The following is a 19,472-nucleotide window of genomic DNA, read 5'->3' on the forward strand; positions in this document are numbered from 1 at the left end:
TTTACGATTATGCGTTTACTTTTGCAAGCTCTGCACGCATCTCATCAATCACTTCTTTGTAATCTGGTTGATTGAAGATAGCGGAACCTGCAACAAACATGTCTGCGCCCGCTTCTGCGATTTCACGGATATTATCTACCTTCACGCCGCCATCAATTTCAAGACGGATATCACGGCCTGATTCGTCAATAAGTTTACGAACTGCGCGCAGCTTATCAAGAGTGTGAGGAATGAAAGATTGACCACCGAAGCCTGGGTTCACCGACATTAGTAGAATCATATCGACTTTATCTAAGATGTAATCAAGGCAAGAAAGTGGCGTGGCTGGGTTAAGTACGACACCTGCTTTACAGCCGTGTTCTTTGATTAACTGTAGAGTGCGGTCAACGTGCTCAGACGCTTCAACGTGGAAGGTAATCATTGATGCGCCGGCTTTAGCAAACTCAGGTACGATGCTGTCTACTGGCTTAACCATTAGGTGAACATCGATAGGAGCTGTGATGCCGTAGTCTCGCAATGCTTTACAGATCGGTGCACCAAAAGTCAGGTTAGGTACGTAGTGGTTATCCATCACATCGAAGTGCACAACGTCGGCACCGGCTGCGAGTACTTTTTCAACGTCTTCACCAAGACGAGCAAAATCTGCAGACAAAATCGATGGAGCGATTAGAAAATCTTTCATACCAAACCTCTTAAGAGTGAGTAAATTGCGAATATCACCGCCTTGTGACCTCTCATACACAAGTACAAGACTCAATCCCAAGACTATTTGGTGTGCAATTCTACCTAAGCACCTAAGCAGATCCTAGCAGTTCGAAAGATTAGTTTAAGAAAGTACCCGTGGGTCACTCAATTTAATGAGTTCGAGGATTATGCTGACTACGACAATTCTGTTGAAGCGGGTTGCTGGTTTTTCTCTTTATGGAAAAGCGCCAGTAACTCATCAACTTTATTGCGCCCTGCGCCATTACGGCTAATGGTGCGCTTCACCTTTACCACGTTCAGTTCCGCACCATGGTATAAACGACGCGTTAAGGTGGTGTCATGGTTTGAAATCAAGACAGGAATATCGCGTTCCATCGCTGCTTTTTCAGCGACATCCGCCAGTGCAGCTTGGTCATCTAAGCTAAAACCATTACCTGCGTAAGAGGTAAAGTTAGCCGTGTTCGACAGCGGTGCGTATGGAGGATCACAGTAAACCACGCAGCCTTTACGCGCGCGGCTAAAAGTTTCATGGTATCCCTCACAGACGAAGGTGGCTTTTTTCGCTTTCTCAGCAAAAAACTCTAGCTCGGCTTCAGGGAAGTAAGGTTTTTTATAAGAACCAAACGGAACATTAAAACCACCTTTCTTGTTGTAACGACACAAGCCATTGAAGCCAAATCGGTTCATGTACAAGAAAGCTAACGAGCGATACATAACGTTATCTGTACCATTGAACTCAGCGCGAACATCTAAGAACACTTCTCTACGGTTATTCTCTGGACAGAACCAACGCTTCGCTTCAGTGATATAGGTTTCAGGATCGGTTTTAAGTAGATTGTATAGGTTGATAAGATCGGGATTAATATCTGCAAGTAGGTACTGTTCAAAATCAGTATTCAGAAATACTGATCCGGCACCGACAAACGGTTCTACCAATTTACGAGCAGGTGGCAGGTGACGTTGGATGTCTTCAACTAGGCCATATTTACCACCAGCCCATTTTAGAAAGGCACGCTGCTTTTTCATTTACTGCTCTATCTATCAACTCAAAAATAAGGCTGCGGAATGTAACATATTTTGAGGCTAAGCTCAGGGTTATTTCGCACGTTCTATCTCTCGATGCACTTGATTCATCGATTTTGCCCAAGGTTCCAACTGTTGAAGTGGTTTTGATAACGCACTTGCCGCATCTCGCGCCACTTGAATCGTTGGGTAATCTTGATAAGTGATAATAAACCACTTGGTGTCGTTACGAAGTGTTGGGTAAATACGAACCTTGTTCTCAAGCTCATACTCTTCAATGAAAGATTGTACATCTTCCAATGATGTCATTGCACTCAACTGCAGGGTATAAGCGCGTGGCGAGATAGCTTGTAGCTCTTCGCGTGCAAATGAGAATGTTATCGTCTTAGTCGGTGGCGTGGACTGTGTTAAGTCAGCTTCTTCATCGACTGAGGGTTGTGGTTCCACTTTTACTGCATCTGGCTGTGGGCTAATCGCGGCACCTGTATTTTCTTCAACCACAGCTTCAATTGCACTGGTATCAACACTCTCTGGTTTATCATCAAGTAAGGCGTCAACCACATCAGAGGTGATTACGACACGCTGCTGGTCTTGTTCTACCTGACCAACACTGGCGGTCTCTTCCACCACAACCGGCGGCAGAGATGAGCTGTCATCATCAGCACCTTGGTAACTCATGTCAGCTTCGGCTTCAGAATCTAGCGTCCCGTCGACTCCAACTTGCTCGGTAGCACTTTCCACTGCCAACGTTGGAATAACCGTCTGTTCAATAGGGGCGATAATAGATTGCGCTTTATCGTCAGGCGTTGGTTGATTAAACATCCACCAATAACCACCACCAATAACAACTAACAGCAAGGCTACCACAATCGCAATATTTATAGGTGAACCAATAATAGAACGAATAATAATCCTTTTTTCCACTTTTAAGTCTCCTAAAGCCATTAGCTCTCCGGGTAGAGGCTGCGCTTTTTTAAATGCATTTCGCACCCGAGATTCTGACTCATCATCGACATATCGAATCACCAGTGACTCAAAGAAATGTTCAGCTTCTGGTTGCGAAAGATCATCGATCTCAAGGGCGATAGGTTTGTGCGGCTGACCGTAACTAAGTCGTGTTAATAGCGTGTCTAGGTGACCAGTTTGCGAGAAGAGAACGATATTGATCGTCCATTGAGGGTTTGATTGAGATTCAAGTACCAACATCCATAATTCTGATACCAGTAGCTCAGACAGTCGGTGGGCGTCATCAATGACAATAAGCACATTACACGTATCTCCATCCAGCAACCTAGCAAGGCTATCAGATAAAGAATCATGTTGATTAAAGAGTGGGTCAGAAACAATCTGACTAAGAATAAGTGCGCGGCGCTGTTGATCGTCTTGGCTTGGGTGACAAAGCAGTAAACACTGATTTTTTTCTGTCGACCATGCTTCAAGATAACGCTGAGCTAACCAAGATCGGCCAGAACCCGTTTTACCAGCAACATTTACAAAGTTTGAACCAAAGTTAGTTAAAAGCTGTAAACGCTCTAGCAACTCAACTTGAGACTCTAACTCCAATACTCTTAAATCATGAGCCAAACTCATTGGGGATCCCTACTGATAAGTTCGATCTGTAAAGCGCTACAATTGCCTAGCGTTTAGCTAGGCAACCTCACAACCGAATTTAAAGAGTACGGCAGAAATCAATCGCTTGTTTAATGATGTCTTGAGGTACATCAGCAACCACTTCAGCAGTACCAATACTTGTTGGTAATACCAGACGCAACTGACCAGACAGCACTTTTTTATCGCGCATCATGTGCTTCATAAAGTCTTCAAAAGACATGCTTTCTGGCGTATGGATTGGTAATTTCGCATTCTTGAGTATAGAAATAATTCGCTCAAGTTGCTGCTGAGAAATCAGTCCCTGTAATTGGGCGGTTTTTGCTGCCATTACAGTGCCTGACGACACAGCTTCACCATGTAGCCAATTACCATAGCCTAGTTCTGCTTCAATCGCATGACCAAATGTATGACCTAGGTTCAATAACGCTCTGATTCCTGACTCTTTTTCATCGATAGCAACCACTTCAGCCTTAATCGTACAACAACGAGCAATCGCGGTAATCAGTGCGTCTTCATCAAGTTGATACAGTTTCTCTAGATTCTGTTCCAACCAGCCAAAAAAGGCTTCATCGTAAATGATGCCGTATTTGATCACCTCAGCCATGCCCGCTGCAAACTCACGCTCTGGAAGCGTTGATAAACAGTTGGTATCGATGATCACAGATTTTGGTTGGTAAAAAGCGCCGATCATATTCTTGCCAAGAGGGTGATTCACTGCGGTTTTACCACCCACAGAAGAATCCACTTGAGAAAGAAGGGTTGTCGGAATTTGAATGAAATCAATACCGCGTTGGTAACAAGAAGCAGCAAAACCAACCAAATCACCGATAACACCACCACCTAAAGCAATCACCACCACATCGCGGCTGTAATTTCCTTCAAGCATGTAGCTCATCACTGAATTGAACGTTTCAAGGTTTTTGTACTGTTCACCATCTGGCAGCTCGAGAAGAGATGTCTGACAGCCGACTTGATCCAATAGCGATAAAATTTTATCAGCATAAAGAGGCGCTACTGTCACATTACTGATAACAACAACTTTCTGCTTACCTGATAAAAAAGAAAGGTACGCCGGGTCTTCAAATAACCCGGCGCCAATAGAGATAGGGTAGCTACGCTCAGCTAGATTGACCGTAATCCGTTCCATGGGTTTGCTCTCCGAAAAATGAACTTAACGTTCTTCTAGCATTTTTACGATCTGGTTGGCTACCACTTTTGCACTTTGGTCGTCAGTACGAACTGTGTAGTCCGCCACTTCTTCGTATAGTGCGTTGCGAGATACAGCTAGATCTTCTAGCACATCACGCGGGTTGTCTGTTTGAAGTAGAGGGCGTTTCTTGTCGCGGTTAGTGCGAGCAAGTTGCTTTTCAATTGTTGTCTCTAGGTATACAACAATGCCTCGTGCAGATAGACGGTTACGGTTTTCTTTGCTCAGCACTGAACCACCACCTGTCGCAAGAACAATACCTTGTTCTTCTGTCAGATCGTTGATTACAGATTCTTCGCGCTTACGGAAACCATCTTCGCCCTCAACATCAAAAACCCATGCGATGTCTGCGCCAGTGCGCTCTTCGATCACAGTGTCAGAGTCTAGAAACTCCATATGAAGTTGGGAAGCTAGGTGTCTACCAATTGTACTTTTGCCGGCGCCCATTGGGCCAACAAGAAAAATATTGCGTTTCTCAGCCATGTTTTTAGCAGTAATTTACAACGTTAATTCAATGACATCGCCACAAGGTAGGTCAGTACAAGTACTGAAATTAAAAGGCCCGTGGCACCGATTCCTCACAGATAATTCGTGATAAGACCCGAAATTATCAAGGTTAGGTGCCACTAATGCAACTTTATTTTTAATCTAATTGCTCATTACTGAATCACAACTTTAGGTGTAACAAAAATAAGTAGTTCACTTTTGCCTACATTTTCATAGCTACGACGGAACAATGCGCCAAGAACAGGAAGGTCTCCTAACAGTGGAACTTTATCAACTTGACTGCTCACACTGTGTTGAAAAATACCACCCAACACGACCGTTTCACCATTATTAACAAGCACTTGCGTTCCAATTCTTTGCGTATCAATGGCGACAGCTTCACCGGTGCCGGTTTTCACCACTTGCCCCGGCCTATCTTGAGTCACGCTTAAATCCAATACCAAGCGATTGTCGGGGGTGATCTGCGGAGTCACCTTGAGACTCAATACCGCTTTCTTAAATGCGACCGAAGTAGCACCACTTGAAGATGACTCTAAATAAGGAATTTCAGTACCTTGCTCAATATAAGCTGGCTTTTTATTGGTGGTAATTAAACGTGGGCTAGAAATAATCTCTGCTTTCGATTCTTGTTGGAGTGCTGACAATTCAAGATCGAGCAAGGTATCAGAGCCCAACTTGGCCACCTGGAACGCAATACTCGACGCGCTCGGGGAAGTTGCTCCTAAATTAACGTTAAGATAGTCATCAATCAAACTGCTCCCCCCGTTATCATCATACGGCGAAATGGCTGATGGGTGGTTGCCCTCTATTGAGCCACCAACGGTGAAGCTTCCGTTGGTTGAAGAAACGCCCCAGCGTACCCCTAACTCATCAAGGTTACCCTCACTGACAGTCACTATGCGAGCTTCTATCTGTACTTGCTTCACAGGGATATCCAAGGACTCAATGATGCCTCGTATCACTGCTGTATTTTCTTCCAATTCACGGATCAACAGAGAGTTAGTTCGCTCATCAATGGTAATCGAGCCTCGCTCGGACAACATACTTACCGTCCCTTCCCCACCAATCATGTCGGCAATGTCGGTGGCTTTAGCAAAGTTAATCTTGATGATTTCCGACTTGAGTTCACCTAGCTCTTCTTCCAAACGAGATTTCTCTAGCGCTTGTTGCTCTCTAAGGTCGAGCTCAGCTTTAGGTGCCACCAAGATAACGTTGCCATCAACACGCTTATCTAGCCCCTTAACTTGCAAGATTATGTCGAGAACTTGCTGCCAAGGCACACCATCTAAACGTAAAGTCAGATTACCCGTGACTGAATCAGAAACAACGAGATTGAAATCGTTGTAATCAGCAATAAGCTGCAAAACATTACGTACCGGGATATCTTGGAAGTTAATCGATATCACCTTGCCTTCTTTTTCTAAAACATTTTTCTCTATTGTCACTTCATCAATAGTAGGCCTACTTATCACTACCTCAATAAAGCGACCTTTTAAGTTGTATTCATATTGATAGTCACCAGCGATCATTGCCAACAATCGCGTACTGGGCGTTTCCTTATACACCTCAATACCTTCAACTAAGGTCGCGAAGTCCTTCACATCCAGGAGGTAAAGCTTATCGTCATTCACCTGAGTATTGAGTAACTCGATACTTAAACCTTCCTGAGCACGTTGAACATCCACCACAGCAGTGCTGGTTGCCAATTCGATAATGATGACGGCGTCTTTCCCCTTGTTGACCCTAAAATCAATATTTTCCAATTGATTTGGCAAGCTCTCGGCATAGCTGAACACGCTAACCACCAACATCACAGACACAACTAGGCTTTGTAGCCTTTTGTTTATTGACTTACTTAGTCCTTTAATCATATTTACATCTCATATCCACATCATGTGACATTGGTTTACTTCAGAGCGAGCCTAACGTTGCGCTTATGCCAACAACCTAAACCATCTGGAAGAGTTTCATTAATCTGTACGTACTGGCTCGTCACCTTAGTAACTCGACCATTGTTTAAGCCAATAAACTGACCTTTTTTCACATTGACCACGTTCCCTTTTGGGGTTTGTACTAACCCTGAAATGCTTGTTCCACTGCCCATTACGCCTCTTAAACGCAGCTTACTCAGCGGGTATTTTTCTAACTTGCCAATCCGAGAACGAGCGTTCGGCTGCCAACAGTCTTTCTTCACCAAGGGTTGATTTTGCACCATGGCTTCTTTAGGAAGTTCAAAGGGAGGACGAAAGGCGTGGCGTTGATAAGTTGCGGCCAAGAACTCCGTTTCTGGGACAAGTTTTTCTACCTCTTTTCTCGCCTTAGCTTCAACTTGCCTCACAAAATCTTCTAACGAATCCTGATTGGCTTTACAGCCTGAAAGCACAAGCAGTAATAATAGGGAAAAAAGGACGCTACTGAATTTCATCATTGACCTCCGATTTAAACTGGTAGGTATAAGCTCGAACCCTGAAGTGCAGCGTGCTACTTTCTTGACTGACTCGCTGCCAATTCACGTCATCAAAGCTGATGATGCGCGGCAGCTTAGCAATGGCCGCAGAGAAATCACCAATCTCGTGGTAGTCACCCGTCAGCTCGATGTTGAGCGGTAAACGATAGAGAAATTCCTTGTTCTGCTTTTGCCCCCAATCAATGCGCGTAAAGGTCAGCGCATTATCCAAACCAAGTTCATTCACTGAGGCCAACATGCTCGCCAACTCCTTTTGAACGGGCAATTGTTCTAACAGATAGTCGTAGCGGCTGGTTAACTCATCTAATTGGCTCTGGAGTTTAGGTAAAGCTGCAACCTTGTTCGCTTTTATCCTTAACGTTGCTTTCAAAGTCTGCTCTTGCTGCTTCATCTGCTGCAGTTCATCGTCTAAAGGCAGCACATACAGCCAAGTCCCGACACCTTGGATTAATACCATCAGCAACAGAATGACTAACAGTTGAGGCAGCAACGGCCATTCGGTGATCTCATCAGCATCGAGGTCTTGTAAGCTCACACTATTTTGCCAGCTAATCCTACTTTGAAGGTTAGCCATGATTCGCCCCCTTCTCTTTTCTGCTCGCGGTTGCGTTCTCTGCGGTTGTGTTTTCTAAAGAAACAGGGCTAAACACAAAAGAGACCTTGAAGGTCTGAAACTCTTTATTGAAGCGCTTGCGGTTATGGATAATAGAGTGCATCTCGACCCCTTTTAGAGAATCAGAACGCTCTAGGTTATCCAACATCGTGGCGAGACGAGCCGTACTGTCGCTGATACCGGCCATCTCAATCTCCTGACCATTCATCTTTATCTTGTCGACATACACCCCTTCAGGAATCAGCTCCGGCATTAGATTCATAAAGTCGGTGGTCTTATTGCGGCCAAGCTGTAAAGACTCAACCACATCAAGTCGAGTCAGAATGGCTTTGTGCTCTTGTTCCGCGACTTTTAATGACTGAATTTGTCGGTCGAGCTCTGCAATGTATTGATTGAGATAATTGAGGCGAGCTTGCTGTTTGGCTTGTTGGTCATAAAAATAGTTTCCCACCGCCCATTGCCCAGTAAGCGCGATGATGACGCCAAGAATGACCAGATGGATAAAACGCTTTTTGTGCTGAGCATGAATTTCATCGCGCCACGGCAGCAGGTTAATTTGATGCAACATGCTTTTCTCCCTGCCACTTGAGCCCACTCATCGCCATACCCGCCGCAATACCAAAGTGTTGCCAGTCCATAGGTAGTCGGTGTCTCTTCGCTACCTTGTCCTCAAACAGAGACAAGGGATTCAATGGCTCACAGCTCAGCTGAAAATGACGTTCTAGCTCTTCAATCACCATCGGCGTGCTAGCGCCCTCGCCCATCAGCCAGATCCCAGAGATAGGTTGTTGCGCATTCACTGATGAATAGAGCTGCAATTGACGCTTGAGCTTTTCAATTAAATGAACAATAAATTGATGGGTATCCTCAGCGCTACCGAACACACTCTCAATATCATCCGGGGCATCAGTGCTACGAAGGTCTTGGGTACCAAAGGCGATATCTTTGTAAAACGGTGCCGAATCTTGTGGAATAATGCCTAACGACGTTTGGTCAACTCCCACGTCCACCAGCAACCAGTTACCTTTTTCAGGATAAAGGCGTGAAGCCAACTGCCAAATATTGAGAAGCCCATGCGCCTGCGTATCCACCACAACAGGTTTAAAGCCAGCCTTAGTCAAAGCCCCCGCTCGACTGTCTACAACTTCCTTACGAGTCGCATATACCTGATAGCTACTTGTCGATCCTTTACCAAATCGTTTGTCTTCCAGCTTTACAAAATCTAAACTCAGCTCCTCGATAGGAAAGGGAGATTGATGAGCAAAGGTTTGATAAATAGAAAACTCTTTCTCTCTGTCTTCTAATTCACTCTCTATTTGCAGTACTTTGCTGATCACCGTGTTATCAGGTACCGAAATAGCGACGTTGCGACAGCCAAAAGGCAGTCCTTTCCTAAGTTCTTTAAGTTTCTTAACAGTTTTCTGATACTCCAAAGTATGGTTAGCTGTAAAAATGTCGTCCGAAATCGGCAGCTCTTTGTATCCCACTAGGGCATACAACTCCCCCACGGGTTTTAGGACCACGGCTTTGATGCTGTGATGATTTATATCTATACCTGTAATTAATGATGGACCCATGTGACCTAGCTCCTGAAGTGCCAAGCATTTCGTTGATTATCTAGGGGTTGTGATTATTAGTTAAATAAGCGTTAATAAACGAAAGCTAAGTTTTTAGCCTAGAGTACAAGGGTTTGCTGCTTATCAGCCTTAACTAATCAGGGATTATCCGGTGAAGTTCATAAAGCGATTATTCATATTTACATTGATTTGCATGATTCTTGGAGTCAGTACAATTTTCGGGTTTTATTATTACGTAAAACCAGAATTGCCTGATGTCGCCACTTTGCGTGACGTAGAACTCCAAACGCCAATGCAAGTCTTCAGTCAAGACGGTAAATTGATCTCTCAATTTGGTGAAAAACGTCGTAATCCAGTGACTTATGACGAAATTCCTCGCCACCTAGTTGAAGCTTTGATTGCCACCGAGGATAGCCGCTTCTACGAGCATCCTGGTATTGATCCAATCGGTATCACACGTGCTGCTCTCGTGGTCGCTATGTCAGGTTCAGCAAAACAAGGTGCGAGTACTATTACTCAACAACTTGCGCGTAACTTCTTCTTATCTAATGAGAAAAAGATCATGCGTAAGATCAAAGAGATCTTCATTGCGATCCACATTGAACAACTTCTTAGCAAAGAAGAGATCATGGAACTCTACGTAAACAAGATTTTCCTTGGTCACCGCTCTTATGGTTTTGGCGCAGCAGCGCGTGTTTATTTTGGTAAGGACCTGCCGGATCTCACCTTAAGTGAACTTGCTACACTTGCGGGCATGCCAAAAGCACCATCAACCATGAACCCTATCTATTCTGTTGAGCGTGCAACCAACCGTCGTAACGTAGTATTACGTCGTATGCTAGACGAAAAATACATCACTCAAACAGAGTACGATGAAGCTCGCAGTGAAGAACTTATCTCGAAATATCACGGTGCCGAGATTGAACTGAGCGCGCCGTATGTAGCAGAAGTTGCACGAGCTTGGATGGTTGAACGCTATGGTGAAGCCGCTTACACATCAGGCATGAAGGTTTACACGACCGTTGATTCAAAACTGCAAAAAGCAGCGAACCAAGCCGCGATTAAGAACCTACTTGGCTACGATGAACGTCACGGTTACCGCGGTGCTGAAAAAGTATTATGGCAAACGGCGCAATCAGCTTGGGATCAAGAACAGATCATTAAACACCTTAAGTCTCAACCAACCTACGGTGACTTAGTTCCTGCTGTTGTTACCGCTGTTGATTCGAAAAGCGCTCAAGTTTGGGTTAAGAACCAAGGCGAAGGCACTATCGAGTGGCAAGGCATGAACTGGGCACGTAAATTCCTAACGGATAACCGCCAAGGACCTGCCCCTTCTCAAGCGAAGGAGATTTTGGCTGTTGGTGAGCAAGTTTGGGTTCGCCATGAAGCAGTAACAGGCGATGAAGTATCTGAAGAGCCTACCGAAGAAGCAACAACTGAACCTGAAACACCGGTTGTATGGCGACTAAGCCAAGTGCCAAATGCAAACACCGCGTTTGTTGCCATGAACCCTAACAACGGCGCAGTATTGTCGATGGTGGGTGGCTTTAACTTTGTACACAACAAATTCAACCGTGCGACCCAATCTATTCGTCAGGTGGGTTCTGGTATCAAACCATTTATCTACTCAGCGGCGATTGAAAAAGGTTTAACACTAGCCTCACTGATCAACGATGCGCCTATCAATCAATGGGATAAGAGCCAAGGCACGGCATGGCGACCAAAGAACTCACCACCGACCTATGTGGGCCCAACTCGTTTACGTATTGGCTTAGCTCAATCTAAAAACGTAATGGCGGTACGTGTACTGCGCGAAGTGGGCTTGGATGATACTCGTAACTACCTAACTCGATTTGGTTTTGATATTGACGAAGTACCGCGCTCTGAAACCATTGCTCTGGGTGCGGGTAGCTTAACGCCAATGAAAGTAGCACAAGGTTACTCAGTATTTGCGAATGGCGGCTACTACGTTGAACCTTTCTACATCAGCCGCATTGAAACACCATTTGGAGAGACTGAATTCCAAGCGACACCGAAAATAGTGTGTAAAGACGATTGCCAACAGCCAATGACCTCAGATTCAATGGCTGATGAGTTTGCCGAGCAAGATGTGGATGCCCAAGTACAGTACGCACCTCAAGTGATCACTGAGCAGAACGCGTTCCTTGTTCGTGAAATGATGTACAGCAATATCTGGGGCGGCGGTGACTGGAGTGCTGGCACAGGCTGGAATGGTACAGGCTGGCGTGCTCAACCGCTGAAGCGTCGCGATATTGGCGGAAAAACCGGTACCACCAACGATTCGAAAGATACTTGGTACAGCGGTTACGGCCCTGGCATGGTTGCAACGGTATGGGTTGGCTTTGACAACCACAACCGTAATCTAGGTCGAACCAAAGCAAACTCTAACCTTGGTAAGAATCAAATTACAGGTGCAGAAGCGGGCGCTAAAACAGCAGAGCCGGCATGGGTTGATTTCATGGGCACAGCGTTAGCGGGTGTTCCGGCACAACGTAAAGAGCTTCCAGAAAATATCGTTCGCGTTCGTATCGACCGTGAAACTGGCTTACTGACCAACAAGTTCGATAGCTCATCAATGTTCGAGTATTTCGAGAAAGGCACTGAGCCAACCGAGTACATTACTGAACGTTTCAATGATGACATCTACTCAACGTCATCAGGTGAAGCAGTAGAAGAGCTGTTCTAGTTAGGGTTTGTTGAACCAAGTAACATGAACCAACAAAAAGGGTTGATATGTATTCATATCAACCCTTTTTTATGTCTATAATCTGATCTATCTTCGATTTAAATTAAATGACTAAACAGCTTTATCTAATTGAGTTCGGATAGCCTCAGCCAATTGCTCAAAGCGCCCCTTTAACGGAGAGCCCGGTCGGTAGGCAACAACAATGCGACGTGAAGGTGTTGGGTTCACCGCTGGAACGTAACACACACCATCTTTCTGTTTTTCCTTCGGTACCGATAGCTGAGGAAGCAAGGTAATACCTGCCCCTGCCGCCACCATGTTACGCAGCGTTTCTAAGCTGGTCGCTTTAAAGCGCTCATCATCTTTTGCACCCGCAGCAAAACAGAAGCCTAAGGCTTGGTCTCGCAAGCAGTGGCCATCGCCCAGTGCAAGTACGGTTTGTCCATTTAACTGCAGCATATCAACAGTGTCTTGCTTAGCCCACTCATGATCACACGGTACTGCGACGCTTAACGGTTCGTTATACACATCAATCTCTTTGAACGCCGCCGTTTCATCAACTGCAGCCAATACCAAACAATCAAGCTTGCCATCTTCAAGTTGACTCACTAGCTGATGGGTCTGCGCTTCATGCAGGTAAAGCTCAAGATCGGGAAAGCTATCTTTAAGATGAGGAATGATCTTAGGTAAAATATAAGGGCCAACGGTCGGAATAAAACCAATGTGCATCGGCCCCGTCATCGCTTCACCATGTCCACTTGCCATATCCTTAAAAGTCTTTACTTCATTGAGAATACGCTTGGCTTGTTCAACAAGTTGTAACCCTGATTCTGTAAATATGACCTTCCTTGGACTACGCTCGGTTAACTGAAGTCCAATTTCATCTTCTAGTTTGCGTATTTGACCGCTTAGTGTCGGCTGACTGACAAAGCACGCTTCTGCCGCTTTTCGGAAGTGTTTGTGCTCTGCGAGCGCCACCAAGTATTCAAAGTCACGAATGTTCATGATCAGTCTCTTACCTCTGGTTTAATAAGAACAAGGGGTTTCATAGAAACATTTAAAAGAAAAATGCTCTTGATAGAATTTACCTATCAAAACCATAACATCAAACGATTAGAGCTATCAAAGGATTTGTCTAATAATGGGCTCAACGAAACGAAACAGAGCAAAGAAAAACGTTAAGCTCTGATAGAACAAAATTCAAAATACTATTTAAGGAAATCAATATGTTTGCATCTAAAGAAGGTCAATCAATCCCTCAAGTAACATTCCCAACTCGCCAAGGCGATGCATGGGTTAACGTAACGACAGAAGAGCTATTCAAAGACAAGACAGTTATCGTATTCAGCTTACCAGGTGCGTTTACACCGACATGTTCTTCAAGCCACCTACCTCGTTACAACGAGCTACATTCTGTATTCAAAGAAAACGGTGTTGATGACATTCTATGTGTTTCAGTAAACGACACATTCGTAATGAACGCTTGGAAAGCAGACCAAGAAGCTGAAAAAATCACATTCATCCCAGATGGTAACGGTGATTTCACAGACGGTATGGGCATGCTAGTTGAGAAAAACGACATCGGCTTCGGCAAACGTTCATGGCGCTACAGCATGCTGGTTAAAAACGGCGTGGTAGAAAAAATGTTCATCGAAGAAGACGTACCAGGCGACCCATTCAAGGTTTCTGATGCAGATACTATGCTTAACTACATTGCTCCTGAACATAAAGAGCAAGAGTCAATCACAGTATTCACTAAACCTGGCTGCCCTTTCTGTATGAAAGCGAAACAGAACCTAATCGACAAAGGTCTGAACTACGAAGAAGTAGTACTAGGAAAAGACGCAACAACAGTGAGCCTACGTGCAATCTCTGGTCGTACTACAGTTCCTCAAGTCTTCATCGGTGGCAAACACATCGGTGGTAGTGAAGAACTTGAAGCTTTCCTAGGTTAATGACTTACCATCGATATAAGCTTAATCGTTAAGTTAACTAAGCAATATCAGCTAACCCACCCTCTTGTGGGTTAGCTATTCCAAACACTCTTATCTGAGCTTTGGAAAAGAATATAGCTTGTGACTCGCCCGTCTTTAACTAACCTATAGTTAGTAACAAGAAGCAGTTAGCAATAAAGCAGAGCTACAAGCTAAACCTAATAAAACAGAATCACAAAACTGACCCGCTATCCTGACTCACTCAAAAAATAACTAGAGTTGGAAGGGGTCGTTCACACTAAATTTAGCTATTGCGAGAAAATTATTATGAAACAAGTCAATGTAGATGTAGCAGTTATCGGGGGCGGTACGGCAGGTTTAGGTTCTTACCGCGCTGCAAAAGCACACACTGACAGTGTTGTGATGATTGAAGGCGGCCCTTACGGTACAACCTGTGCTCGTGTTGGTTGTATGCCATCTAAACTGCTTATTGCAGCGGCTGAAAGTGTACACCAAATCGAGAAAGCTCCGGCTTTTGGCGTTCACCCACAAGGTAATATCGTGATTAACGGCCGTGAAGTGATGGACCGAGTGAAGTTTGAACGTGACCGTTTTGTTGGTTTTGTTTTAGAAGGTGTTGATGAAATCCCAGAGCAAGACAAGATTTCTGGCTACGCAAAGTTCTTAGACGACAATACTCTACAAATCGATGACCACACAGTTGTGACGGCTAAGCGTATTGTTATCGCAACAGGTTCTCGCCCTGCATACCCTGCAGTTTGGAATGAACTTGGCGACCGTCTAATCATTAATGATGACGTATTCAGCTGGGATGATTTACCAGAATCAGTGGCGGTATTTGGCCCTGGTGTTATTGGCCTAGAGCTTGGTCAGTCACTGCACCGCTTGGGTGTAAAAACAAAACTATTCGGTTTAGGTGGTCAAGTAGGCCCAGTAACCGACCCAGAGATCATGGCTTACGCAGACAAAGCCTTCAATGAAGAGTTCTACCTAGATGCTGATGTAAAAATCGAAAGCATGAAGCGTATTACGACAGAATCAGGCGAAGCTCGCGTCGAAATTCAGTTCATCAATAAGCAAGGTGAACTAGAAACCAACATCGTTGAGTATGTACTTGCAGCAACAGGTCGTCGTCCGAATACAGATAAACTAGGTCTAGAGAATACCTCTCTAGAGCTTGATGAACGTGGTGTGCCAATCGCCGACCACTACACGCTACAAACATCGTTACCATCGGTATTTATTGCCGGAGATGCAAGCAACCAACTGCCTCTACTGCATGAAGCAGCAGACCAAGCACGTATTGCGGGTGATAATGCAGGTCGCTTCCCTGAGATTCGTGCAGGCCTACGCCGCTCTAAAATCTCTGCGGTATTCTCTGACCCACAAATCGCGATGGTTGGTGAAACTTACAAAGAGATCACCACCCGCTTAGGCACATGTGGTTGTTTCGCAACAGGTGAAGTGTCTTTCGAGAACCAAGGTCGCTCACGAGTGATGCTACGCAACAAAGGTATTCTGCATGTTTACGGCGAGCAAGGTACAGGCCGCTTCCTTGGTGCTGAAATGATGGGGCCAAACGCAGAACACTTGGCTCACCTATTAGCTTGGGCACACCAGAACAAGATGACGGTTTCTGAAATGCTAGACATGCCGTTCTACCACCCAGTGATTGAAGAAGGTGTACGAACAGCGCTACGTGACCTCAATGCGAAACTGCACCTAGGTCCAGAGATGGTGAAACACTGTCTAGATTGTGGCCCTGGTTGTTAACATCAGAATATTGCTAGGCAGTTAGCAGCTTAATTTGTCAACAAAGACTAGATACTAAAAAGGAAAGCCATTGGCTTTCCTTTTTCTTTTGGCAATGAGCAAACTATAGATTCCCGATTACGCTCCTTCGTCGCTTTCAGGAATGACGACAATTTTCCTAATATGGTAGGAACGAAATCCTCGGCGTCATTCCAGAACTTAGGGACAACGTATCTGGAATCTCTTGATGCCATTGCGTCACTATAAGCTTAAGCAATTACTTCTCAGCGGCAATCACAGAGATCTCAACCAGTAGCGCTTCACGAGCCATATCACCCGTTACACATGCGCGAGCTGGGGCGTGACCTTCAGGAACCCATGCATCCCATACAGCGTTCATTTCTTGGAAGTCTTTCATGTCTTTCAAGTAAATCGTTGCTGACAGCATGTGTTCTTTATCGCTGCCGGCTTGCTCAAGTAGGGCTTCCACTTTATCTAGCATCGTTTGTGTTTGTTCTGTGATGTCTTTGGTTGCATCAGCACACACTTGGCCACATAGGTAGATAGTACCGTTGTGTTTAACAATACGGCTCATGCGTTGTTTGGTTTCTTGGCGCTCAATCATCGATTTTCTCTCTCTGTGTCACCGTGATCTAATATCTTGTGACGTGTTATTATCAGGGCAACAAGCATAACGTGAATCAAACCTAAGATGACATGTGTTCATTGCAATAAAAGTGAAAAAATCCGTAACAAACTCGGCCGCTGCCAGCGTTGTATGAATCAGCTGATGGTGTTGTCGATTTTAAGTTGGGGAGTGTGGTGGGTGTTTTTCAAAGAAGACCCAAAAACCATCAATGCCATCGCCTTGATGATGGCCGCTTTCGCGTTCAGTGGGTTGCTGTCGTTGCATTGGATAATGAAGTTTGTCGTACTGCCGTTAAGGAACAAAAAGCGTTAACAGAGAGACGTTGCTAGATAAGTGATAAGGCTAGATAAGTGATAAAGGCTAGACGCCTAATTAAATGCCCCTACTTCGCAAACTATCATCATTTCCCAAACAGCAGATAGAAAAAAGCCCCAGAACCAATCGATTCTAGGGCTTTCTTAGAAAATTCTAAGAAAAAGCAGTGGTACTTTAATAGACCGGGCTTTTCTTAATTTGTTCCCAAAAAAGATCAGATTTTTGATCTTTTTTTTAGGCGCCATAAATCAATGCCTTATGCAACATTCACCTTTGCGATGACCTGTTCAACCAAGTTCACTTCCAACGCCACTTCATCACATGCATGTTGGCGAGGACACTGATCACAATCTTTCAGTACCTTCTCAGGCAACAGAGATTTTGATGTTGGTAAAAAGTCATGCTTCATAAAGAACTCTGGGGTACGAGTCAGCACAAATACCTTCTTGATCGCCATTTGTCGCGCTTTATCAACCAAGTGCTGCACAATCGCGGTGCCCTGCCCTTGGCCTTGCCAGCCAGCTTCAACGCCTAACGAACGAATTTCCGCTAAGCCAGAGTCATACACATAGAGTGATGCACAACCTGTCACCTCACCATGATGCTCTGCGACGGCAAACGAACCAATATCACGCACCAGTTCATTACGAGAACGAGGCAGGTTTTCACCCATATTCGCCCAGTAGGCCACCATGCCTTCCAACGCTTCAATATCGGTCAGACGAGCAGAACGAACCTTAACGATAGAAGTATCACGCTGTGATAAACGCTTCTCTGCTTGGTCAACCGCGTAAGCCACTTGTTGTGGTGATACACCACCTAGCGCACTACGTTTTTCAAGACACGATTCAATAGTCAGGATGTCATACACATCCTCTTCAATCACCTCAGAGAACTCTTTCATCTCTGCGATGGTTAACTCTTCTAATGCGCAGCCTTTAGCAATCGCCGCGACTACTGTTACACCAACAATGTGGTGAGCTTCACGGAAAGGAATGCCTTTCGCTACTAAGTAATCAGCCAGTTCTGTTGAGTTCGCGTAACCTTGTTTTGCTGCTTCAAGCGTACGTTCGCCGTTCACTTTAATACCGTCAAAACAGAGTGCTGCCATTTCCATACAATCATTCCAAGTATCTAAAGCGTCGAACAGACCTTCTTTATCTTCTTGCATGTCTTTGTTGTACGCCAAAGGCAGAGCTTTCACTGTCATCATCATTGCAGCTAATGAACCGTATACACGGCCCGTTTTGCCACGGATAAGCTCTAGCGCATCCGGGTTCTTCTTTTGTGGCATCAGAGATGAACCTGACGTCACGGTATCCGCTAACTCGATAAAGTTTGATTCACCGGAGTTGTAGAAAATCATATCTTCTGCAAGACGCGAAAGGTGGAGCATAGAGATAGAAGCAATCGACATTAGCTCCATCACATGGTCACGGTCAGAAACTGAATCTAGAGAGTTACGCGTTGCACGATGGAAACCTAAGTTGTGAGCTAACTCTTCACGGTCCATCGGGTAAGCAGTTCCAGCAAGGGCACCAGAACCCAGCGGACATGTATCTAGACGCTTAATCGCATCATTCAAACGAGAATAATCACGCTCAAGCATTTCAACGTAAGCCAAGCACCAGTGAGCAAAAGTTACAGGCTGAGCACGTTGTAAGTGAGTGTAGCCTGGAAGCACGGTTTCTTGATGCTGAGAAGCAACGTTCACCATTTGGCTTTGTAGGCGATCCAGTGCCAGTAGCAGTTGGTTACCTTGTTGACGACACCATAGTTTAAGGTCGGTCGCCACTTGGTCATTACGAGAACGGCCAGTGTGAAGTTTTTTGCCCAAGTCACCGACTTTACCGATAAGTTGTTGCTCAACCCAGCTGTGAATATCTTCTGCATCAGAACGTAGAATCTGTTCAGGATCTTCCATCACCTCAAGTTTTAGCTCATTTAGCGCTAACTCAAGCTTCTGTTGCTCTTCTTCGGTTAATACGTTGACCGACAGTAGAGCTTTAGACCAGGCAATTGAGCCCACAATGTCTTGCTCAGCCAATCGGTAATCAAAACGAAGAGAATCGTTAAAATCTTTGAACCGGGTGTCTGCTGCTTGGGTAAATCTACCGCCCCATAATGCCATTGTGTATCTCCTAATTGCACAGTGCTCACTGTTTTTGCAAATGATAATTCTGATTAAGATTCAGTATTTTTCTGATGGTTTAAACTTACGGCAATTCAAAATGAAAATAAAGTATTAATTCATTATTTTCACATATTTATTCACCAAGGGTTTAATCCATTATTTATTTTCAGCGTGATTCGCGAATTATATGCCATTCAATGATAAAAACCGAAGCTGATTTATTAGACTAATAGATAGAAAAAAGCCC

At 44.8% G+C, this 19,472-nt stretch carries 17 protein-coding genes; 4 read left to right on the top strand and 13 right to left on the bottom strand.

Annotation, left to right across the window (positions count from 1 at the left end):
• Positions 1-7: 7 nt before the first annotated feature.
• From rpe to pilM, 10 genes are all read right to left on the bottom strand, one after another.
• Complete coding sequence (gene rpe, locus Q5H80_RS13045) at positions 8-682, bottom strand: ribulose-phosphate 3-epimerase (protein ID WP_029222055.1); 675 nt, start codon at positions 680-682, stop codon at positions 8-10.
• Between the two features lie 197 nt (positions 683-879).
• Positions 880-1,731 carry a Dam family site-specific DNA-(adenine-N6)-methyltransferase gene (locus Q5H80_RS13050; protein WP_304565348.1) on the bottom strand — a complete coding sequence of 284 codons (852 nt, stop codon included), beginning with the start codon at positions 1,729-1,731 and terminating at the stop codon, positions 880-882.
• Positions 1,732-1,800: 69 nt separating this feature from the next.
• Positions 1,801-3,318 (bottom strand): SPOR domain-containing protein, encoded by a 1,518-nt coding sequence (locus Q5H80_RS13055; RefSeq protein ID WP_304565349.1) that lies wholly within the window; start codon positions 3,316-3,318, stop codon positions 1,801-1,803.
• A gap of 79 nt (positions 3,319-3,397) precedes the next feature.
• On the bottom strand, positions 3,398-4,486 hold the full coding sequence (gene aroB, locus Q5H80_RS13060) for a 3-dehydroquinate synthase (protein WP_304565351.1): 1,089 nt from the start codon (positions 4,484-4,486) through the stop codon (positions 3,398-3,400).
• A gap of 24 nt (positions 4,487-4,510) precedes the next feature.
• Positions 4,511-5,029, bottom strand: a complete 519-nt coding sequence (gene aroK / locus Q5H80_RS13065) for a shikimate kinase AroK (RefSeq protein WP_009848907.1) — start codon at positions 5,027-5,029, stop codon at positions 4,511-4,513.
• Positions 5,030-5,205: 176 nt separating this feature from the next.
• Entirely contained in the window at positions 5,206-6,900 is a 1,695-nt protein-coding gene (locus Q5H80_RS13070; protein WP_369809718.1) for a type IV pilus secretin PilQ, read from the bottom strand.
• 59 nt (positions 6,901-6,959) lie between these two features.
• Positions 6,960-7,478, bottom strand: coding sequence for a pilus assembly protein PilP (locus Q5H80_RS13075; RefSeq protein WP_304569420.1), 519 nt, complete (start codon positions 7,476-7,478; stop codon positions 6,960-6,962).
• Positions 7,465-8,094, bottom strand: coding sequence for a type 4a pilus biogenesis protein PilO (locus Q5H80_RS13080; protein ID WP_304565359.1), 630 nt, complete (start codon positions 8,092-8,094; stop codon positions 7,465-7,467). The genes Q5H80_RS13075 and Q5H80_RS13080 overlap by 14 nt, the downstream gene beginning before the upstream one ends.
• The gene (locus Q5H80_RS13085) at positions 8,087-8,701 is read right to left on the bottom strand and encodes a PilN domain-containing protein (protein WP_304565361.1); all 615 of its coding nucleotides are present in this window, start codon (positions 8,699-8,701) and stop codon (positions 8,087-8,089) included. Before Q5H80_RS13085 ends, Q5H80_RS13080 begins: the two co-directional genes overlap by 8 nt.
• On the bottom strand, positions 8,685-9,710 hold the full coding sequence (pilM, locus tag Q5H80_RS13090) for a type IV pilus assembly protein PilM (protein WP_304565363.1): 1,026 nt from the start codon (positions 9,708-9,710) through the stop codon (positions 8,685-8,687). The genes Q5H80_RS13085 and pilM overlap by 17 nt, the downstream gene beginning before the upstream one ends.
• A 151-nt stretch (positions 9,711-9,861) precedes the next feature.
• On the opposite strand from pilM, the gene Q5H80_RS13095 reads away from it, so the two are divergent.
• Positions 9,862-12,420: a penicillin-binding protein 1A gene (locus Q5H80_RS13095; protein ID WP_304565365.1), complete on the top strand. Its 2,559-nt coding sequence runs from the start codon at positions 9,862-9,864 to the stop codon at positions 12,418-12,420.
• Between the two features lie 111 nt (positions 12,421-12,531).
• On the opposite strand, the gene oxyR is transcribed toward Q5H80_RS13095, so the two are convergent.
• The gene (gene oxyR, locus Q5H80_RS13100) at positions 12,532-13,425 is read right to left on the bottom strand and encodes a DNA-binding transcriptional regulator OxyR (protein WP_009848900.1); all 894 of its coding nucleotides are present in this window, start codon (positions 13,423-13,425) and stop codon (positions 12,532-12,534) included.
• Positions 13,426-13,646: 221 nt separating this feature from the next.
• On the opposite strand from oxyR, the gene Q5H80_RS13105 reads away from it, so the two are divergent.
• Together Q5H80_RS13105 and Q5H80_RS13110 are read left to right on the top strand one after the other, a co-directional pair.
• Positions 13,647-14,375 carry a glutathione peroxidase gene (locus tag Q5H80_RS13105; protein ID WP_010435300.1) on the top strand — a complete coding sequence of 243 codons (729 nt, stop codon included), beginning with the start codon at positions 13,647-13,649 and terminating at the stop codon, positions 14,373-14,375.
• Between the two features lie 306 nt (positions 14,376-14,681).
• On the top strand, positions 14,682-16,148 hold the full coding sequence (locus Q5H80_RS13110) for a dihydrolipoyl dehydrogenase (RefSeq protein ID WP_304565369.1): 1,467 nt from the start codon (positions 14,682-14,684) through the stop codon (positions 16,146-16,148).
• Positions 16,149-16,404: 256 nt separating this feature from the next.
• Here the strand turns inward: Q5H80_RS13110 and Q5H80_RS13115 are convergent, their stop codons facing one another.
• Entirely contained in the window at positions 16,405-16,752 is a 348-nt protein-coding gene (locus tag Q5H80_RS13115; RefSeq protein WP_004729674.1) for a RidA family protein, read from the bottom strand.
• 87 nt (positions 16,753-16,839) lie between these two features.
• Between Q5H80_RS13115 and Q5H80_RS13120 the strand changes: the two genes are divergently transcribed.
• Positions 16,840-17,088, top strand: a complete 249-nt coding sequence (locus tag Q5H80_RS13120; protein WP_304565387.1) for a DUF3624 domain-containing protein — start codon at positions 16,840-16,842, stop codon at positions 17,086-17,088.
• Between the two features lie 259 nt (positions 17,089-17,347).
• Here the strand turns inward: Q5H80_RS13120 and argH are convergent, their stop codons facing one another.
• Positions 17,348-19,222 (bottom strand): argininosuccinate lyase, encoded by a 1,875-nt coding sequence (argH, locus tag Q5H80_RS13125; protein WP_086048612.1) that lies wholly within the window; start codon positions 19,220-19,222, stop codon positions 17,348-17,350.
• Positions 19,223-19,472 lie beyond the last annotated feature (250 nt).

The organism is Vibrio sp. SNU_ST1, from assembly GCF_030563405.1.
Lineage (GTDB): Bacteria > Pseudomonadota > Gammaproteobacteria > Enterobacterales > Vibrionaceae > Vibrio.